Here is an 18,673-nt window from a genome sequence, read left to right as displayed (position 1 = left end):
AATTCCTCAAGACAACAAATCAGGCCCAAAGGGCTGTCACAGGGAGGTTTCAGTGCAGGCGTCGACCCAGTTTGAAGGAAGTGTGGAAGGCTTGCCGAACCGCATCCACGAGGTGATCGATCACCACGTCGGGGCGACGCCGGATCATCCGGCGCTGATCGACGACAAGATGCGGCTGACCTACCGCGAGCTCGATCGGGCGGTCAGTCGCGTCGCCGAGGCGCTGCGGGCGCTCGGCATCCGCGCCGGCGACCGCATGATGATCGTGAGCGAGAATTCGATCCCGCTCGCCTGCCTGCTGCTGGCGGCGAGCCGGCTCGATGCTTGGTCCATCGTGGTCAATCCCCGGCTGTCGCCGCGTGAGCTCGACCAGATCAGGGATCACAGCGGCGCCCGCCGCGTGCTGCTGACCGCCGAGGTCTCGCAGGAGGCGGCTACGCATGCCGCGCGTTACGAGGCCGCCGTGCAGGATGTCGGTCCGCTCCGCGGCATCGCCGTCACCGGTTTGAACCTGGCAACCGTGGCGGAGCCGGTCGAGGCCGACGGCGCCAACCAGGTTGCAGTTCTCATCTACACCTCCGGCACTACGGGCACGCCGAAGGGCGTGATGCTGACCCATCGCAATCTCTTGTTCAGCGCCCGGGCGACGGCAAGCTTCCGAAAGATGGCGGCCGATGACGTGCAGTATTGCGTGCTGCCGATCTCGCATATCGTCGGCATCTCGTTGCTGACCATGACCCTGATGATCGGCGCCACCGTGCGTCTGGTGGCGAAATACGATCCGGCCGCGCTGGTCAAGGCGATGACTGAAGAGGGCATCACGATCCTGAACGGCGTGCCCGCGACCTATCAGCGTCTGCTCGAATACCGGCGCAATACCGGCCTGCCGAAGCTCGATCGCGGCCGGTTGCGGGTGATCTCGGTGGCCGGCGCGCCGCTCGACCTTGATCTCAAATCACGGGTCGAGCAGGAGCTCGGGCTGCCGCTGCTCAACGGTTACGGCATCACCGAATGCTCGCCGGGCATCTCCGGCGTCCGGCCCGACAATCCGCGGGCCGATCATGCGGTCGGCAGCGTCATGCCGGGCCTCGAGGCAAAACTGGTCGGCCGCGACCTCAAGCCGGTTGCGGCAGGGGAAGTCGGCGAGCTGCATGTTCGCGGCCCCAACGTGATGCGCGGCTATTACCGCGCGCCCGATTTGACCGCCAAGGCGATCGATCCCGACGGCTGGTTCAACACCGGGGATCTGGCCCGCTTCGAGAACGATGCGCTCTACATCGTCGGGCGGACCAAGGAGATGATCATCCGCTCCGGGTTCAACGTCTATCCGGCCGAGATCGAGGCGGTGCTGAGCACGCACGACGCCGTGGTGCAGTGCGCCGTGGTCGGCCGGCCGGTCGAGGGCAACGAAGAGGTGGTTGCCTTTGTGCAGCTGATCAAGGGTTCGACCGCCACGGTACAGGACCTGATGGCGCATATTGCCCCGCAACTCACCTCGTACAAGCGGCCGTCGGAGATTATCCTGATGGACGCGCTGCCCGCGACATCGACGGGCAAGTTGCTGAAGCACAAGCTCGCGGAGTCGCTGCGCGGCTGAGGCCGAGCCGTCGCCGCAAGCCAGTTCACTCAAACAAGACCGGAGAACACCATGCAGAAGAGAAACAGGACGGTGGCCGTCATTGGTGCCGGTGATTTTATCGGCGGCGAGATCGCCAAGAAGTTCGCCTCCGAAGGCTTCACGATCTTCGCCGGCCGCCGCAACGGCGACAAGCTGGCGCCGCTGGTCAAGGAGATCGAGGCCGCCGGCGGCGAGATCCATGCCCGCTCGCTCGATGCGCGCAAGGAAGAGGAGATCACGGCCTTCCTCAACGATGCCGACAAGCATGCGCCGCTCGAGGTTTGCATCTTCAATATCGGCGCCAACGTCAATTTCCCGATCCTGGAAACCACCGAGCGCGTGTTCCGCAAGGTCTGGGAGATGGCCTGCTACTCCGGCTTCCTGGCCGGGCGCGAGGCGGCGCGGCTGATGATGCCGCGCGGCGAGGGCAACATCTTCTTCACCGGCGCCACCGCGTCACTCCGCGGCGGCAGCGGCTATGCCGCGTTTGCCAGCGCAAAGTTCGGTCTGCGCGCCGTGGCGCAGGCAATGGCGCGCGAGTTGGGGCCGAAGAACATCCATGTCGCGCATCTGATCATCGATTCCGGCGTCGATACCGAATGGGTCCGGCAGCGCCGCATCGAGGCGCTCGGCCCGAACGCGCTCGACGATCCCGATCTCTTGATGCCGCCGGCATCGGTCGCGGGCGCCTATTGGCAGCTCTATCAGCAGCCGAAGAGCGCCTGGACCTTCGAGCTGGAAATCCGGCCCTTCGGCGAGAAGTGGTAGGGAGCCGGTCAGATGGAGCTCGCGCTATCCCCTGAAGATGCGGCGTTCCGCGATGAGGTTCGCGCCTTCATCAAGGACAACTACCCGGCGGAGATGCGCGTCGCCAATCCGGAGACCGATCTCTCCAAGGAGCAGATGCTGCTGTGGCATCGCATCCTGCACAAGAAGGGCTGGATCGCGCCGCTCTGGCCGAAGGAATATGGCGGGAACGGCTGGTCGATCACCCGCCGCTTCATCTTCGAGCAGGAGACGACGCGCGCCGGCACCATGCCGCCGCTGGCGTTCAGCGTCACCATGGTCGGCCCGGTGATCTACACCTTCGGCAACGATGCGCAGAAGAAGAAATTCCTGCCGCGCATTTTGTCCGGCGAGGACTGGTGGTGCCAGGGCTATTCAGAGCCGGGCTCCGGCTCCGACCTCGCGACCGTCCGCACCAAGGCGGTGCGCGAGGGCGATCATTACATCGTCAACGGTCACAAGACCTGGACCACGCTGGCGCAGCATGCCGACTGGATCTTCTGCCTGGTGCGTACCGATCCCACGGCCAAGCCGCAGTCCGGCATCTCGTTTCTCTTGATCGACATGAAGTCGCCCGGCGTCACCGTGCGCCCGATCATCACCATCGACGGCTCGCACGAGGTCAACGACGTCTTCCTGGAGAACGTGCGTGTCCCCGCCGAGAACCTGATCGGCGAGGAAAACAAGGGCTGGACCTACGCCAAATTCCTGCTCGGCAATGAGCGCACCAGCATGGCCGGCATCGGCCGCTCGACGCGCTACATCGCGCGGCTGAAGAAGATCGTGAAGGCGGAAATCCCCGAAGACGATCCGGCGCATCTGGAATTCATCCGGGACATCGCCCGCGTCGAGCTCGACGTGCTGGCGCTGGAGGCGACCGAGCTTCGCGTCGTCGCCCAGATGGCGCGCGGCATCGACCCGGGACCGGCCGCCTCGTTGTTCAAGATTCGCGGCACCGAAATCTTCCAGGATATCACCGAGCTGACGCATCGGGCGATCGGCAATTACGGGCTTGCGATCCGCGAGCATCCGGTCAGCGCCAACCACTTCATGCCGGGCCCCGACTACGGCCACACGGCGTCTGAGAAATATCTGAACTCGCGCAAGCTCTCGATCTACGGCGGGTCTAACGAGATCCAGCGCAACATCATCGCCAAGGCGGTGCTTGGACTCTAGCCACAAGCAACGAGGATCGGATGGATATCCAGTTCACGGAAGAGCAGGAATTGTTGCGGTCCAGCGTCCAGCGGCTGCTGCGCGACCAGTATGACTTTGACGCCCGCCGCAAGATCGTCGCGAGCGAGGAGGGTTTTGGCCGCAAGCAATGGGCTGAATTCGCCAGGCTCGGCCTGCTCGCCGCGCCGTTCTCGGAAGCGGTCGGAGGGCTCGGCGGCGGGCCGTTGTCGACCATGATCATCATGCAGGAGTTCGGCCGCCATCTTGTCGTGGAGCCCTTCGTCGAGACGGTCGTCGTCGCGGGTGGCTTGATCGAGCAGGCAGGTTCCGACGCGCAGAGGCAGGCGTTCATCGCCGACATCATCGCTGGCACGAAACTCTGGGCGCTGGCCTGGACCGAGAAGGGCTCGCGCTTCGATCTCGCCACCGTCACCACCACGGCGCGCCGCGAGGGCAACGATTATGTGCTCACCGGCGAGAAGACGACGGTGACCGCCGCGCCGTGGGCGGATTATCTGATCGTCTCCGCGCGCACCTCGGGCCATCGCCACGATCGTGGCGGCGTCAGCCTGTTCGTGGTCGATCGCCGGGCGGCCAATCTCGACCTGCAAAGCTTGAAGACGATCGATGGCCGCAGAGCGGCCGAGGTCAGCCTGCGCGGCGTGCGCGCGCAATTGCTGGGCAGTGAAGGCGAGGGCGTCGCCGCGTTGGAGGCCTGCCGCAACCGCGCCATCGGCGCGCTCTGCGCCGAGGCGGTCGGCGCGATCGGCGAACTGAACGCTGCGACCCTAGACTATTCCAAGACGCGAAAGCAGTTCGGCGTCACGATCGGCAGCTTCCAGGTGCTGCAGCACCGGATGGTCGACATGTTCATCGCGCATCAGGAGGCGTTGTCGCTGATGCAGCATCTCAGCCTCAGTCTCAATGACGATGAGGCCGGCGTGTCTCGGCTCGCCTCGGGTGCCAAGTCGAAGATCGGCTATGCCGGCAAGTTCGTCGCCGATCAGGCGGTGCAGCTGCACGGCGGCATGGGCATGACTGACGAGCTCAATGTCGGCCACTACTTCAAGCGGATTTCCTCCATCAACATCCAGTTCGGCGATCCCGCCTATCACGTGCTGCGCTATGCGCAGCTCGACGCGGCCGCCTAAGCCAGAGAGGCAAGCATGTCACAGGATGCAGTCATCGTTTCCACCGCGCGCACCGGCGTCGGCAAGGCCTATCGCGGCGCGCTGAACAACACCGACGGCCCGACCTTGGCCGGCCATGTGATGGCCGAAGCGGTGAAGCGTGCCGGCATCGCGCCCGGCGAGGTCGAGGACGTGGTGATGGGCTGCGCGATGCAGCAGGGTACCATGGTGATGAACGTCGCGCGCAAGGGTGCCATCCGCGCCGGGCTGCCGGTGACGGTCGCCGGCACCACCATCGATCGGCAATGCGCCTCCGGCCTGCAGGCGATCGCGGTCGCCGCCCGCTCTGTCATGCTCGACGGCGTCGAGATCGCGATCGGCGGCGGCATCGAGTCGATCAGCCTGGTGCAGAACGAGCACATGAACAGGTTCCACGCCGTCGACGACGAGCTGATGGCGATGAAGCCCGAGATGTACATGTCGATGCTGGAGACGGCGGAAGTCGTCGCCGAGCGCTACGGGATCGGGCGCGACAAGCAGGACGAGTACAGCCTCGAGTGCCAGCGCCGCGTCGGCGCCGCGCTGCAGGGGGGCCGCTTCAACGACGAGATCGTGCCGATCACGACCAAAATGGCCGTGGTCAACAAGGATACCAAGGAAGTCAGCTACCAGCAGGTGACGCTGGCGAAGGATGAGGGCCCGCGGCCGGATACCACGGCGGACGGGCTCGCCAAGATCAAGCCGGTGTTCGAGGGCAAGACCATCAGCGCCGGCAATGCCAGCCAGCTCTCGGACGGCGCCTCGGCCTGCGTGATCATGAGCGACAAGGTTGCCGCGCAGAAGGGCCTGAAGCCGCTCGGCATCTTCCGCGGCTTCGTCGCCGCCGGCGTCGAGCCGGACGAGATGGGCGTCGGCCCGGTTGCCGCGATCCCGCGGCTCCTCAAGCGGCACAACCTCAAGATCGACGACATCGATCTCTGGGAGCTCAACGAGGCCTATGCGGTGCAGGTGATCTATTGCCGCGACAAGCTCGGCATCGATCCGGACAAGCTGAACGTCAATGGCGGCTCGATCGCGATCGGCCATCCCTACGGCATGACCGGGGCGCGGCTCACCGGTCACCTCTTGATCGAGGGCCGGCGGCGCAAGGCGAAATACGGCGTGGTGACCATGTGCATCGGCGGCGGCATGGGCGCGGCGGGCCTGTTCGAAATCGTCCACTGAGCGGAAACGCGGGAGAGACTTGTGAAGACAGCAATCACTGAACTGTTCGGCATCCAGCATCCGATCATCCAGGGCGGCATGCATTTTGTCGGCTTCGCCGAGATGGCGGCCGCGGTGTCCAACGCCGGCGGCCTCGGCATCATCACCGGCCTGACCCAGAAGACGCCGGAGCTGCTGGCGAAGGAGATCGCGCGCTGCCGCGACATGACCGACAAGCCCATCGGCGTGAATCTGACCTTCCTGCCGAGCTTCACCGCGCCGCCCTATCCCGAATACATCGCTGTTATCCGCGAGGGCGGAGTCAAGGCGGTGGAAACCGCGGGCCGCAGCCCGGAGCAGTACATGCCGGCGCTGAAGGCGGCCGGCATCAAGGTGATCCACAAATGCACCTCGGTGCGGCATTCGCTTAAGGCCGAGAAGATCGGCTGCGACGCGGTCAGCGTCGACGGTTTCGAGTGCGGTGGCCATCCCGGCGAGGACGACATCCCGAACATGATCCTGCTGCCGCGTGCGGCGGACGAATTGAAGATCCCGTTCGTCGCCTCGGGCGGCATGGCGGACGCGCGCAGCCTTGTCGCGGCGCTGTCGATGGGTGCTGCCGGCATGAACATGGGCACGCGCTTCATCGCGACCAAGGAAGCACCGGTTCATCCCAATGTGAAGCAGGCGTTGCTCGACGCCGACGAGCTCGACACGCGCCTCGTGATGCGCGCGCTGCGCAACACCGAGCGGGTGCTGAAGAACAAGGGCGTCGATGAGCTGCTCGAGATCGAGCGCGAGAAGGGCGCCAGGCTGAAGATCGAGGACATCCACGAGCAGGTGGCCGGCGTCTATCCGAAGGTGATGATCGACGGCGAGATGGATGCCGGCGCCTGGAGCTGCGGCATGGTGGTCGGCCTGATCCACGACATCCCGACCGTCAAGGAGCTGATCGACCGCATCATGACCGAGGCCGAAGCGATCATCCGGCAGCGGTTGACCGGCTTCCTCGACGGCAAATTCGAAACCACGCCGGCCCGCGCGGTCGCCTGACGGGAGAGTGCCATGACCGAGCATGTCAAGGTTGAGATCGCCGCCGGCGTCATGACGCTGACCTTGCAGCGGCCCGAGAAGAAGAACGCGCTGACCGGCGCCATGTATGACGCCATGTCGCACGCGCTGAAAGAGGCCGAGACGGATCCGGCCGTCCGCGTCATCCTGTTCCAGGGCGACGGCGACAGCTTCACCGCGGGCAACGACCTCGCCGACTTCGCGAGCCAGGCACGCGGCGAAAGCGCGGTCGATAGCCCTGCGCATCGCTTCATCGAGACCATCAGCAAGGTCGGCAAACCGCTGGTCGCGGCCGTGCAGGGCAACGCGGTCGGCGTCGGCACCACGATGCTGCTGCATTGCGACCTGGTCTATCTCGCCGAGAACGCGCGGCTGATCACGCCCTTCGTCAACCTCGCGCTGGTTCCGGAAGCGGCGTCGAGCTGGCTGCTTCCCTTAAGGATCGGGCATGCGCGCGCCTATGCGATGTTCGCGCTCGGCGAACCGATGGACGCGCAGGGCGCGCTGGCATCGGGCCTCGCCAACGCCGCGGTGCCGCAGGCCGATCTGCGCAAGAAGGCGTATGACGCGGCTGTCGCACTGACCAGGCGGCCGGCGGGGTCGCTCAGCATGACCAAGAAGCTGATGCGCGAGCAGCAGAAGATCGCGGCGCAGATCGCCGAGGAAGGCGTGCTGTTCAAGGAGCGGCTGACGACGCCCGAGGCGCGCGAAGCCTTTGCCGCCTTCGCCGAACGGCGTCAGCCTGATTTCACCAAGCTGTCGGCCTGACCGACAGCGGAACTCACGGACACATCGAGGGAGTGAAAGCATGCGCGTCACCGGCAGCCATCAATACCCGACCATGGAATCCGTGATCTACGGCAAGCCGGCGGCCGAAGCGCTGCGCGAGGAGGTCGAGCGGCTGGATGCCAGGCGCGTCTATCTGATCGCCAGCCGGACGTTGAACACCACGACCGACGAGATCGAGAAAATCCGTCAAGCCCTCGGCGACCGCCACGCCGCGACCTTCGACGGCGTGCCGCAGCACACGACGCGGGACGTGGTGACGCAGATCGCGCGGCAGGCCAGCGAGGCCAAGGCGGACCTCGCCGTCGCGATCGGCGGCGGCTCGGTGGTCGATGCGGCAAAGATCTTGCTGATGTGCATCGAGCACGCGATCTTCGAGCCTGATGGCCTCGACGGCTTCGAGACCACGCCGGACCGCCGCTTCGGGCCATTCCGCACGCCGAAAGTCCGCATGATCGCGATCCCCAGCACGCTGTCCGGCGGCGAATACAATTCCGGCGCGCTGGTCACCGATACCAGCCGCAAGCTGAAGCAGATCTTCAACCATCCAATGATGATGCCGCGCAGCATCATCCTCGATCCCGCGATCACGAAATATACGCCGGAGAAGCTTTGGCTCGGCTCCGGGACGCGGGCGATGGATCACGGCATCGAGGCGATCTGCTCCAGCCGCCCCAACGTGCTGGTCGATGCGGTGTGCCAGCAGGGGCTGCGCAATCTGCACGACGGCCTGCTGCGCACCAAGGCCCATCCTGACGACGAGGCGGCGCGGCTGAGCTGCCAGCTCGGCTCCTGGCTGTCGGCGTTCGGATTGCAGTCGCGGGTGCCGATGGGCGCCAGCCACGCCATCGGCCATGTGCTCGGCGGCACCTGCGACGTGCCGCATTATTTCTGCACGGCGGTGATGATGCCGAGCGTGCTGCGCTACAACCGCCCGGCGACGGAGGCCGCCCAGCAATCGATCGCCGCTGCGCTCGGCGCGCCGGGGCGCGATGCCGGCGAGGCGTTTGCGGCGTTCATCGCGGAGCTCGGCCTGCCGCGGCGGCTTGCCGATGTCGGCGTCGGCGAAGATCGGTTTGAGCTGATCGGCCGGAACGCCATGCTGTCGATCTTCACGCGGGCCAACCCGCAGCCGATCCGCGAACCCGCCGACGTCGTCAAGATCCTGAAGCTCGCCGCCTGAGGCATCAGCACCGGAGCAGCCGCCATGGCCGCCTTGCGCATCTTCTCCTATTTGCCGAACCCGCGAGTCTGGAAGGCAACCATCGCGGCGCGGTTCTGCGGCGTCGATGTCGAGGTCAGGGGCGCCTCCGGCAAGGAATTGCGGGACTGGCTGTGGGATTACGACGCGCGTCCGTTAGCAGAGGACGAACGCGCCTCGCTGTCGTCGCTGGCACGAACCGGGCGGGTCGGACTGACCGGCGCGCAGCTGTTCAAGACCGACGCGTTCATGGCGGCGCAGCCGTTCGGTAATGTGCCGGCCGCGTTCGGTGCCGACGGCAAGGTCGGGATCTTCGAATCGAACAGCATCATGCGCGCGGTGGCGCGGCTCGGCGAGGCAGCATTCCCGCTCTACGGGCGCGACGCCTATGAGGCGTCGCGGATCGACAGTTTTCTCGATGTCAGCCTGGTGTTCGCGCGGGACTCGCAAATCTATCTGCTGGCGCTCTCGGGCGGCAGGGTCGATGCGGCCATTCATGCGCGCGCCAAGGATGCGTTCGCGATCTATGCGTCCGGCATCGAGCAGGCGCTGTCGCCGCGGCGGGAGGCGCTGGTCGGGAACGGTATCTCGATTGCCGACATCTGCTTTGCCGCCGAACTCGCGCTGTTCATGAATGAACATGCGCGGACCGAGCAGCTGAAAAAGCAAGGATTGGCGAAAATCCTGCATTCGGGCGTGCAGGATGAGTATCCGCTGATGTTCGCTCACTTTGATCGCCTGATCGCGCATGAGCACGTCGGGCTGGACCTCAAGCCTTATGTCGAGAAGCTGCTGTCGAAGGCGGCCGCCTGACCATGAAGGCCATAGGCCGCAACGCGGAGGGTTGATCGCATGACCGCACCTGTCTGTCTGATATCCGGCGTTGGGCCCGGCACCGGTTCGGCGCTCGCCAGGAGGTTTGCCGAGGGCGGCTATCGTGTCGCGCTGCTCGCCAGGAACGAGGCGCGTCTCGCCGCGCTCGAGCAGCAGCTGCCGGGCGCAAAGGCCTATCGATGCGACGTGTCCGATCCCGCGCAGGTCGAGGCGGTGGCCTCGGCCGTGGAGCGCGATCTCGGCAGCCCGGGCGTCGTGATCCACAACGCCGTCGGCGGCGCGTTCGGCACCTTCCGCGAGATCGATCCGGAGATTCTCAATCGCAACTTCCAGGTCAACACGATGGGACTGTTGTACCTGGCAAGGCGATTTGCCCCGGCGATGATCGCTGCCGGCAAGGGCGCCATCGTTGCGACCGGCAACACCTCGGCGTTGCGCGGCAAGGCCGGCTTCGCGGGGTTCGCGCCGACCAAGGCAGCGCAGCGAATTCTCGCCGAGGCGATGGCGCGCGATCTGGGGCCGCAAGGGGTTCATGTCGCCTATCTCGTGATCGACGCCGTGATCGATCTGGAGTGGACGCGCAAGCGCTGGCCGGAGCGGCCGGACGACTTCTTCATCAAGCCGAAAGCGATCGCCGACGAGGTCTGGCACGTCGCCCATCAGGATCGCAGCGCGTGGTCGTTCAATGTCGAGATCAGGCCGTTCGGCGAAGCCTGGTAGCGCCGCGCGCCGGTCGCAAGAGTTGGTCAATTCATAAAAGCCCAGGGGAGAATTTCATGTTGTTGAAGACGTTTGCCGTGTCCGTTGCGATGCTCGCGGCGCTTGCCGCGGCTCCGGTCCGCGCCGAAACTCCGGGGGTCTCGGAATCGGAGATCAAGGTCGGGGCGACGTTCCCGTTCAGCGGCCCGGCGTCTCCGCTCAGCAACACCGGCAAGGGCCTGATCGCCTACGTCCATTCCGTCAATGACCGCGGCGGCATCAACGGCCGCAAGATCAACCTCATCACCTATGACGATGCCTACACGCCGCCCAAGGCCGTGGAGCAGACCCGCAAGCTGATCGAGAGCGACGAGGTGGCGTTCCTGTTCAGCCCGCTCGGCACGCCCGGCATCGGCGCGACCATCAAATACGTCACCGCGAAGAAGGTGCCGCATCTGTTCGTCGTCAGCGGCGCGACCAAGTTTACGAATTTCGCGGAATTTCCGCTGACCACCACGGGACTGCCGAGCTACAACACCGAAGGCAAGATCTACGCAAAATACATTACGCAGACGGCGCCCGATGCGAAGATCGCGATCCTCTACCAGAACGACGATCTCGGCCGCGATTTCGTCGCCGCGTTCAAGGAGGTGTTGAAGGCCGATTTCGACAAGAAGGTGGTGACGTCTCCCTATGAGGTCACCGAGCCGACCATCGAATCCCGCGTGGTGACGTTGAAGGCGTCGGGTGCGCAGGCGTTCCTGATCGCCGGCACACCGAAATTCGTGGCCCAGGCGATCAAGAAGGCGAACGAGATCGGCTGGTCGCCGCTGACCATCGTCAACTATGTGTCGAGCTCGGTGTCCGCGACCATCGTGCCGGCGGGCGCGGACAAGGCGGTGGGCGTTGTCGTGGCGACCATCACCAAGGATCCGAACGACAAGAAGTGGGCCGACGATCCCGGCATGAAATGGTATCGCGCCCATTTCGAGAAATATCTCCCAGGCGCCGATATCGGCGACAACAACTATCTGTTCGGCACCCAGCAGGGCCAGATCCTGGAGCAGGTGCTGAAGCAGTGCGGTGACGACCTGTCGCGCGAGAACATCGTGAAGCAGGCGCGCAACATCAGAGGGCTCGTGCTGCCGACGCTGATGCCGGGCATCGCCATCAACACAGGCCCCGACAACAGCATGGCCTATACGCAGCTTCAGCTGCAACGCTGGACCGGAAGCTCATGGGAGCAGTTCGGCGGCGTGCTGAGTGCCGACCTGAACTGAACCGGGTCGACCGAGGCTAGTGGAGCCGTCGCGCGATCGGCTTCGCCAGCGTGCCTTGCCACTCCCGCTGCGCTGGTCGGTCGCTTGACCGCAGGCTGTTCAGCAAGGCGGTGGTCTTCGGCTGGACCCGCGAGCCGTCGATCACCTCGAGCCGGCCGCAGCGGTTGAGCGTGTGCAGCTTGCGTCCGGTCCACAGCGGCCCGGGTTTGAGCAGATGGCGCACGGCCTGCCGGTAGGTGGTCGGCGACAGTTCGAGCACTTCCGCAAGTCCGAGCGCCGCGCCGTACCCGTTGCTGCAGTCCTGCACCGGCCGCCACAGCTTGCCGTTGATGGTCACGAAATTGCCGGCCGGCCGCGTCGTCGCGCGATCCATCAGGATCGGATTGCTTGCATGCGGCCGCCACGGGCCGAACAACTGCTCGGCGTAATAGATCGCCAGCGTGTCGGAATATCCGCCGGTGCCGTCGCGCCAGGCTCCGAACATGTAGTAGAGGCCGTCATGCTGCGTGATGGTCGCGTCGGCGAGTTCGAGCCCGGACAGCAGCGTGCCTTGCCGTTCCCACTTGTCGGGAAAGCGAACGCATTTGTAGATCGGGACATCCCGATGCGCGGTGCTCTCCGGGATCATCCACAGCTCGCCATTGTTCTCGATCAGGAACGGGTAGGACAGGTGCCAGGGCTCTTCGAGCACCGGCAGCACGGTGCCGACCGGACCCTTGCTGTCGAATTCGATCGCGGAGATGATGCCCTTGCCGGTTCGGTGGTCGAGATCTTCGAAGAACACGAAGGTCCTATCCTGCCACTTCACCGGGACGGGATCGGCATAGAAGTGATTACCGGGATCGCCGAGCACGTTCCAGGCAGGTCCCGACAGGTCACCGGTCCGCCAGACATCCGCGTTGTCGGCGTAGCGCCAACCGACATGCCAATGCGGCGCGTAGCAGCAGAGACGATAGATTTCCTTCGCGATCGAGGTCGCGACGCCGCGCACGACAAAGGGCGCGGGATTTCGTGGCGCGCTGGCCGCCGGCACCGCCAGTTGCGGGACCAGTCGCGGAGCCCCCGACAATATCGGCGGCAGCATGGACAAGGTGCGCGCCATCACCGTTTCGAGCCCGCCGCTCAGGCCGGCGGCGATTTCCGCCGAGGGATGGCCGCGGTCCATCACCGCGCCGTCGAGCTCGTTGACGATTTCAATCACCGGCAGGTCGCCGGCGAGAATGGCGGCCAGTGCGGCGGCTTCGCCCGCCTGTCCGTTGAAGCGTGGACGGAGATAGAGCCTGGCGGAGCAGTTCGGGTCCCGCTCGGCAGTGGTGAAGTCGACCACCACATCGGGGTTGCCCATGCGCGGCCGTTCCGCAATCGTCTTCAGCCTGTCGACATCACCCGCCTTGCCCTTGCGCAGCACGATGCGCTCGAGCTCGAACAGCATGTCGAGGCCGGCGAGCCTCGGCCCCGGCGTCGTCGTCCAGGCGATTTGAACGGGAATATCCTGATCGTTGACGCGCAGCGTCTCGCGGCGCATCCAGAGTCGCGCCTGCGCGCGATCGCAGCGAAACTCGATAATCATGTCCAGCCCAATTTCCTAGTGCGCGTCCACTCCCACGGCGTTGCCGAGAATGCGGACGTATTCCTCTATCATGGCATCCAACGAATAACGCGACTTCAGGCCCACGGCACTTTGCCGCAGCTGGTTGCTCAACAAACGATCGGTCAGGACTTTCGACACGGCGGCCGAAAACTCCGCCTCGTTAGCCGCGTCAACGAACACCGCCGCGGGCTGTCCCTGGTAGGACAGCACCTCGCGCAGCACGGGCAGATCGTTGACGACGCAGGGAATGCCGGCGCTCGCGGCTTCCACCGCGGCGAGGCCGAAGGTTTCGGCCTGCGTCGGAAATACGAAGACGTCGAGGCACGCCAGGAATTCGGCCATCTGGCGCGGTGGAATCTCGCCGATGAAGTGCAGCCGGTCCGCGACCTTCAGCTCGTTTGCCAGGGCTCGCAGCCGTTCCTCGTCCGCGCCTTGTCCGGCGAGGGCAAGATGCCAGGATTGGTCGGAAGCCAGCAGGCGAATTGCCGCATCGAGCCGCTTGTGCGGATGCAGCCTCGCCGCGCAGCCGAGCAGCGTGCGATCCGGCGGCAGTCTGAACTGCTGCCGCGCGACGTCCTTCGGCAGGCTGCGCGACTTGTCGTCGAAGCCATGCGGGACGTGCGTCATGCGCGCGCGATAGGTCGCGGGGTAGCGGGCGTATTCGCGTTCCATGTCGCGCGAGTTCAGCGTGATGCACTGGAAGAAGCCGGTCGAGCCCATGAAGATGTCGGCGGCGCGCACCGGCATGCTCATCGACATCGCCGAGGACACCTGATTGGCGATGACAGGAGCGCGGCAGACGAGCCGCGACACGCCTCCGCCGATCACATTGCCGAAGTGCTGGAAGGTCAGCACGACATCGGGCCTGATGGTCCTGAGATGACCGGCGAGCGTCCACAGCATCCGCAGCAGGGCCAGGGGATTTCCCGGGCGGGTCTGCGCGCAATAGAAAGTATTGGGCGGCTCGTCGAAGGAATCCGATTTGCGGAAGAAGAACAGGTTGGCGACGTCATAGCCGCGCGCGGTGAGGCCAGCGCCGACGAGCCGCGATATCTCCTGCGCGCCGGCGTTCTCGGCCTGGGTCTGCACCAGGACGACACGCAGCTTTGGCTTGCCCACGTTCGATTGATCGCGTGATGCGGTCGATGCCTCGCGCAATTCTATGCTTGGCCTGTAATGGAGCACGGCTTCCTCACCCGTCGAAGGAATGAAATCGCCTCCCTCGCTATTGCGCGCGTACTTATCACGCGAAGCGCGCTCGTAGACCGAGTAGCGCGTGTTGAGGTTACTGCTCATTTAGTGCGATCAGACATTGCCAGCAATCGAGAGCCATTGTTTCACACATAGGGTACAGCCGGCTCGTTAACTAATTGGTTACGTCCGCATGAGGAGGGGGTAACCGTGGATTAACCATAGATATTTACGTTGGAGCAGTACTGTCAGTTGAATTCGAGTAACAGCCCCATGAAGTTCGGTAGCCGCGTAGGCCCGAGACGTTCCGAACCCACGGAACCCGCCGCGTCGTGGGAAGCTGCCGGCGTGCCGACCAGCCGATCCTCTGCGGAAACCACCAAGGGCGTGCTTAGCATTCCCGGCGTGGTGGCTTTTTTCCGCGAGAACGGTCAACGCATTCTGATGCTCGCCGCGGTGATCTTCGCGGTCGGCGTCATTCTGCTGATGTTGATTCCGGCGCGCTATGCCGCGACCGCGCTCGTCGTGGTCGATCCGCGCGAGCAGCGCGTGACCACCGATCAGGACGTCCTGCCGGGGATCGGTCAGGATGCCGCAGCACTGCAGAGCTATGTCGAGATCGCCAAATCCGACGGATTTCTCGGGCCGCTGATCGAGCAGCTCAAGGTCGCCGAGGACAGCGACATCTCCGGCGGCAGGACCGACCCGACGCGCCTGCTCGACCGGTTCCGCAACCGGCTCGACATCTCCCGGCGCGGATTGACCTATGTCATCGCCATCAAGTTCACGTCCAACAACCCGCAGCGTGCGGCCTATTACGCCAATGCGGTGGCTGAGGCGTTCGTCGCCAGCCAACGTGGCACGCGCAGCGTGGCGACCGACGAAGCCGCCGACTGGCTGAAGAGCCGGCTCAAGACATTGAACGACCGCCTGCGGTCTTCGGAAGATGCCGTTGCGAAGTTCAAGCTCGAGCACCGGATCGTCAACGCCGGCAAGGAATCGACGACGCAGCAATTGCGCGTTACGGATCTGACCCAGCAGGTCGCCGCCGCGCGCGCCCGCACCGAGGAGGCCAAGGTTCGCTACGAGCAGCTGCAGCGCGACCTGAAGGCCAATGTCGACGGGCCGGTCAAGCAGGACCTGCTGAGTGCGCTGCGCGCCCAGCGCTCCGCGCTCAACGACCAGATCGCACAGAAGCGCGGGGTGCTGGGCGATCGTCATCCGGACCTCGTGATGGCTCTCAGCCAGCTCAGCGATCTCAACCGACAGATCGAGATCGAGCGGAAGAAGAACATCGACACCGCGAAGTCGGAGTATGAAGCGCAGCGCGATCAGCAGAAGGCGCTCGAGGATCAGCAGAAGGCGGTCGAACAGCAAATCCTGGTCGACGGTCAGGCGCTCGTCAAGCTGCAGGAATTGCAGCGCGACGCCGATGCCAACAAGAATATCTACGAGCAATTCCTCTCGCGCTACAAGACTACCGACGAGCAGCGGCTGCTGCAGAGCTCGCAGACCAAGGTCGCATCGCCTGCGACGCCGCCGGTGCGCTCGACGCTGCCGCCGCTTCCGCTGTTGCTGGTCGCGCTCGCGATCGTCTCGCTGCTGACATCGACGGCGATCGTCGCCGTTCCCGGTCTGAATCTGAAGCAGCTCCCGATCAAGGCCATTCCGCCGCTTCGTCGGGCCGAGGCGCCCGCGCCGCCGGCGCGTGCCGCGCCGCAACCAGCGCCGCCGCCGGGATTGCCGGTGCTGGCCCGCATTCCCAACATGGTGTCGCCGGACGCCGTCAGGAGCGTCTGGCAGACCCCGATCTCGTCGACGGCCGAACCCGATCTCAGTCCGCATCTTCAGCTGCTGATCGAGAACATCGAGCAGCTTTCGGGAGAGCACGGCAAGGTGGCGCTGTTGCTGTCGGTCGAGGCCGGTGCGGGCGGCAGCACCGTTGCACGGTCGCTGAACCGATCCGCCGTCAAGAACGGCATGCTCAGCGTCCTGATCGAGGTGGAATCCAGGCGCGCCGAGGCCGCGCCGCCGCAAGGATCGGGCATCATCAAGGCCGACCTGCCGTCGGTCGTCGAGCTGCTGGGCGCCAGCAGCAAGGCGCCGCCCTATCCGCCGGACGATATTCGCGCCGATTTCGGCTTGATCATCGTCGACGCATCGTCGCTTGCCCTTCAGCCGGCCGCGGTGGCGCTGGCTGCCCATGCCGACCTCGTGATCCTCGTGGTTCGCGAAGGTGCGGCCAACTCGGCCGCGATCGGCAAGGCGCGGGCCGATCTATCCGGCTATGGTTCGGTCCCGACCGCGCTGGTCGTCAATCGCGTGGCGGTCGATGCCGCCGTTCGCGGTCGCCAGGGCGAGGCGCTCGGCCTGGCGAGCCGAAGGCGGTTCGGCTGAAGCTAGCGCCTTTTCCGTTCCGATAGTATCGGAACGCGGCTCTTCGCTCGAAAAACGCTCTAGTCGTTGCTGTCCGCAACGCGGACCGCGTAGGCGTCACCTTTCGACGGCCACAGATGCGACAGCACCAGAATGGATGGGTCGACGCCGGTCCGCCGCCGGCACAGCACGTTGAGCGCGATGGTGGCGACGACCAGCGAAACCGTCGCTGAGATCGCGGCGCCGAGCACGCCGAGCCACGGGATCAGCACGACAAATCCCAGCAGCCGTAGCGCCACATTGGCCGCGACGACGGGAACATAATCACGCTCATGGCCTGTCAGCTGCAGAACAGCGGCAGAGGGTCCGCCTGCCGCCTGGAAGGCCGTTCCGATCGCGAGCACGATCAGCACCCACTGCTGCGCCGCGAAGTGCGGCCCGAACAGGCCGAGCAGATAGGGGGCGCCCACCCAGACGATGACGAGCCCGCTGAGCACGCAGAGCGCGGTCACCTCGGCCATCAGCTTCAACGTATGTTCGAGCTCGCCGTGGTTCTTGCTGAAATACAGCGAGGGGAGCCGGCGCGCGCCGAACGTGTAGAGCGCAGCCGACAGCATCGCGAAGATGTTCGCCAGCCGCGAGGCGGCGAAATAGACGCCGGCGGTTGCCGGATCCAGCATCCAGTAGACCAGGATGACGTCGAAATACTGGTTTGCCGCTTCGAGAATGGAGGCGAGCCAGAACCGGAATGCGCTCTTGTTCCAGCGCGAGGCCTCGAAGCGCGCCGTGACCGACCGCAGGTTCGGCAGCACCCGCACGATCGATACGATCTGCACGACGAGCCCGAGGGCCATGGCGGCCGACATCGCGCTGAACAGCTCGGCGGGGGTGAGCTGCCGGTGGCCGAACAGCACCGCGATCAGGAACAGGACGACGGCGACGCGCCAGAAGAACTCTCGATTGCCTTCACCCATCAGGATACTGACCAGCGATCGCGCGATCTGGCTGCCGAGCATCAGCCCTGCATTGATCGCGGTGAACGCCGAGACCGACAGGATCAACAGCCACCACTCGCCGCGAATGCCTGCCACCGCGGCGATCGCGGCGATCGAAATCAGCATCCCGATGGCGGAGTTCTTCAGGCTCGACAGCAGCACACCCTTGGTGAACTCGGCCTCGCCGCGCACCTCATACTCGTTGAGAAACCGAACCAGGAGCAGCTCCTGGCCGACCAGGCCCACCACCGAGGCGATCTGGGCGACAGAGAGCAGGGTTGCGAAGTTTCCAAACGCGTCCGGCGTCATCGCCCGCGCGGCGAGCGAGAACAACGCGAATGCGAGCCCGCCGCTACCAACCTTGAGCAGGATGGTCCCGGCAACGCCGCGCGTAACGTCGCGCCGTAACAATTGGAGCACGGAGGCAATCACCAGAGACGTCTCAATATCCAGTCGGGCTGTTGACCGCAGCAATCGGTGAAGCCTGGAGTGTTAATGTTCTCTTGCTAAGATTCCGTTCCATTCGAATGGCTGCCGGGCCCAACGCAGTTGTGAACAGGGCCAGGTCGCGTTGCTCCATTCTGGAACGGCGCCGTCTGCCCTGTCTCCAAACGGCGCAGGTTGGATTTGCCTCCAGCGTCCAGTCCAGTGGTGCGGACCTTACCGGAAGAGACCGCGCTTGCGCGTCAACGCCATTTGTCGCTGCTCGATGGCCTGGCAATTGCCTCGCCATCCC

General features: G+C 65.0%; 15 protein-coding genes. 12 read left to right on the top strand and 3 right to left on the bottom strand.

The window, feature by feature from the left end; all coding sequences use genetic code 11:
- Window positions 1-52 precede the first annotated feature (52 nt).
- Genes ACVW1B_RS26110 through ACVW1B_RS26060 form a run of 11 tightly spaced genes read left to right on the top strand, consistent with a single transcriptional unit; the run spans window position 53 to window position 11,784 of the window.
- On the top strand, window positions 53-1,597 hold the full coding sequence (locus ACVW1B_RS26110) for a class I adenylate-forming enzyme family protein (protein ID WP_310880238.1): 1,545 nt from the start codon (window positions 53-55) through the stop codon (window positions 1,595-1,597).
- 51 nt (window positions 1,598-1,648) lie between these two features.
- Window positions 1,649-2,386, top strand: a complete 738-nt coding sequence (locus tag ACVW1B_RS26105; RefSeq protein ID WP_076830559.1) for an SDR family oxidoreductase — start codon at window positions 1,649-1,651, stop codon at window positions 2,384-2,386.
- Window positions 2,387-2,398: 12 nt separating this feature from the next.
- Entirely contained in the window at window positions 2,399-3,580 is a 1,182-nt protein-coding gene (locus ACVW1B_RS26100; RefSeq protein ID WP_456822425.1) for an acyl-CoA dehydrogenase family protein, read from the top strand.
- A gap of 20 nt (window positions 3,581-3,600) precedes the next feature.
- Window positions 3,601-4,731 (top strand): acyl-CoA dehydrogenase family protein, encoded by a 1,131-nt coding sequence (locus ACVW1B_RS26095; RefSeq protein ID WP_456822424.1) that lies wholly within the window; start codon window positions 3,601-3,603, stop codon window positions 4,729-4,731.
- A gap of 15 nt (window positions 4,732-4,746) precedes the next feature.
- On the top strand, window positions 4,747-5,934 hold the full coding sequence (locus ACVW1B_RS26090) for an acetyl-CoA C-acyltransferase (protein WP_310880235.1): 1,188 nt from the start codon (window positions 4,747-4,749) through the stop codon (window positions 5,932-5,934).
- Between the two features lie 21 nt (window positions 5,935-5,955).
- Window positions 5,956-6,966: an NAD(P)H-dependent flavin oxidoreductase gene (locus ACVW1B_RS26085; protein WP_456822423.1), complete on the top strand. Its 1,011-nt coding sequence runs from the start codon at window positions 5,956-5,958 to the stop codon at window positions 6,964-6,966.
- 12 nt (window positions 6,967-6,978) lie between these two features.
- Window positions 6,979-7,752 carry an enoyl-CoA hydratase-related protein gene (locus tag ACVW1B_RS26080; RefSeq protein ID WP_456822422.1) on the top strand — a complete coding sequence of 258 codons (774 nt, stop codon included), beginning with the start codon at window positions 6,979-6,981 and terminating at the stop codon, window positions 7,750-7,752.
- Window positions 7,753-7,792: 40 nt separating this feature from the next.
- Complete coding sequence (locus tag ACVW1B_RS26075; RefSeq protein WP_456822421.1) at window positions 7,793-8,953, top strand: iron-containing alcohol dehydrogenase; 1,161 nt, start codon at window positions 7,793-7,795, stop codon at window positions 8,951-8,953.
- Between the two features lie 24 nt (window positions 8,954-8,977).
- Window positions 8,978-9,784 carry a glutathione S-transferase gene (locus ACVW1B_RS26070; RefSeq protein ID WP_456822420.1) on the top strand — a complete coding sequence of 269 codons (807 nt, stop codon included), beginning with the start codon at window positions 8,978-8,980 and terminating at the stop codon, window positions 9,782-9,784.
- 39 nt (window positions 9,785-9,823) lie between these two features.
- Window positions 9,824-10,525, top strand: coding sequence for an SDR family NAD(P)-dependent oxidoreductase (locus tag ACVW1B_RS26065; protein WP_092090303.1), 702 nt, complete (start codon window positions 9,824-9,826; stop codon window positions 10,523-10,525).
- A 56-nt stretch (window positions 10,526-10,581) separates the two neighbouring features.
- Window positions 10,582-11,784, top strand: coding sequence for an ABC transporter substrate-binding protein (locus ACVW1B_RS26060; protein ID WP_229189132.1), 1,203 nt, complete (start codon window positions 10,582-10,584; stop codon window positions 11,782-11,784).
- 16 nt (window positions 11,785-11,800) lie between these two features.
- Here ACVW1B_RS26060 and ACVW1B_RS26055 read toward each other — a convergent pair whose 3' ends face one another.
- Window positions 11,801-13,354, bottom strand: a complete 1,554-nt coding sequence (locus ACVW1B_RS26055; protein ID WP_456822419.1) for a glucosamine inositolphosphorylceramide transferase family protein — start codon at window positions 13,352-13,354, stop codon at window positions 11,801-11,803.
- Window positions 13,355-13,369: 15 nt separating this feature from the next.
- A complete protein-coding gene (locus ACVW1B_RS26050; RefSeq protein ID WP_456823070.1) occupies window positions 13,370-14,560 on the bottom strand; it encodes a glycosyltransferase family 4 protein in 1,191 nt (396 codons plus the stop codon).
- Window positions 14,561-14,839: 279 nt separating this feature from the next.
- Here ACVW1B_RS26050 and ACVW1B_RS26045 point away from each other — a divergent pair, with 279 nt between their 5' ends.
- Window positions 14,840-16,963 carry a GumC family protein gene (locus ACVW1B_RS26045; protein WP_456822418.1) on the top strand — a complete coding sequence of 708 codons (2,124 nt, stop codon included), beginning with the start codon at window positions 14,840-14,842 and terminating at the stop codon, window positions 16,961-16,963.
- A 59-nt stretch (window positions 16,964-17,022) separates the two neighbouring features.
- On the opposite strand, the gene ACVW1B_RS26040 is transcribed toward ACVW1B_RS26045, so the two are convergent.
- Window positions 17,023-18,348 carry a lipopolysaccharide biosynthesis protein gene (locus ACVW1B_RS26040; RefSeq protein WP_456823069.1) on the bottom strand — a complete coding sequence of 442 codons (1,326 nt, stop codon included), beginning with the start codon at window positions 18,346-18,348 and terminating at the stop codon, window positions 17,023-17,025.
- Window positions 18,349-18,673: the final 325 nt, after the last annotated feature.

The sequence above is a fragment of the Bradyrhizobium sp. USDA 4502 genome (assembly GCF_054063355.1).
This window is presented reverse-complemented; position numbering and strand designations above follow the sequence as displayed.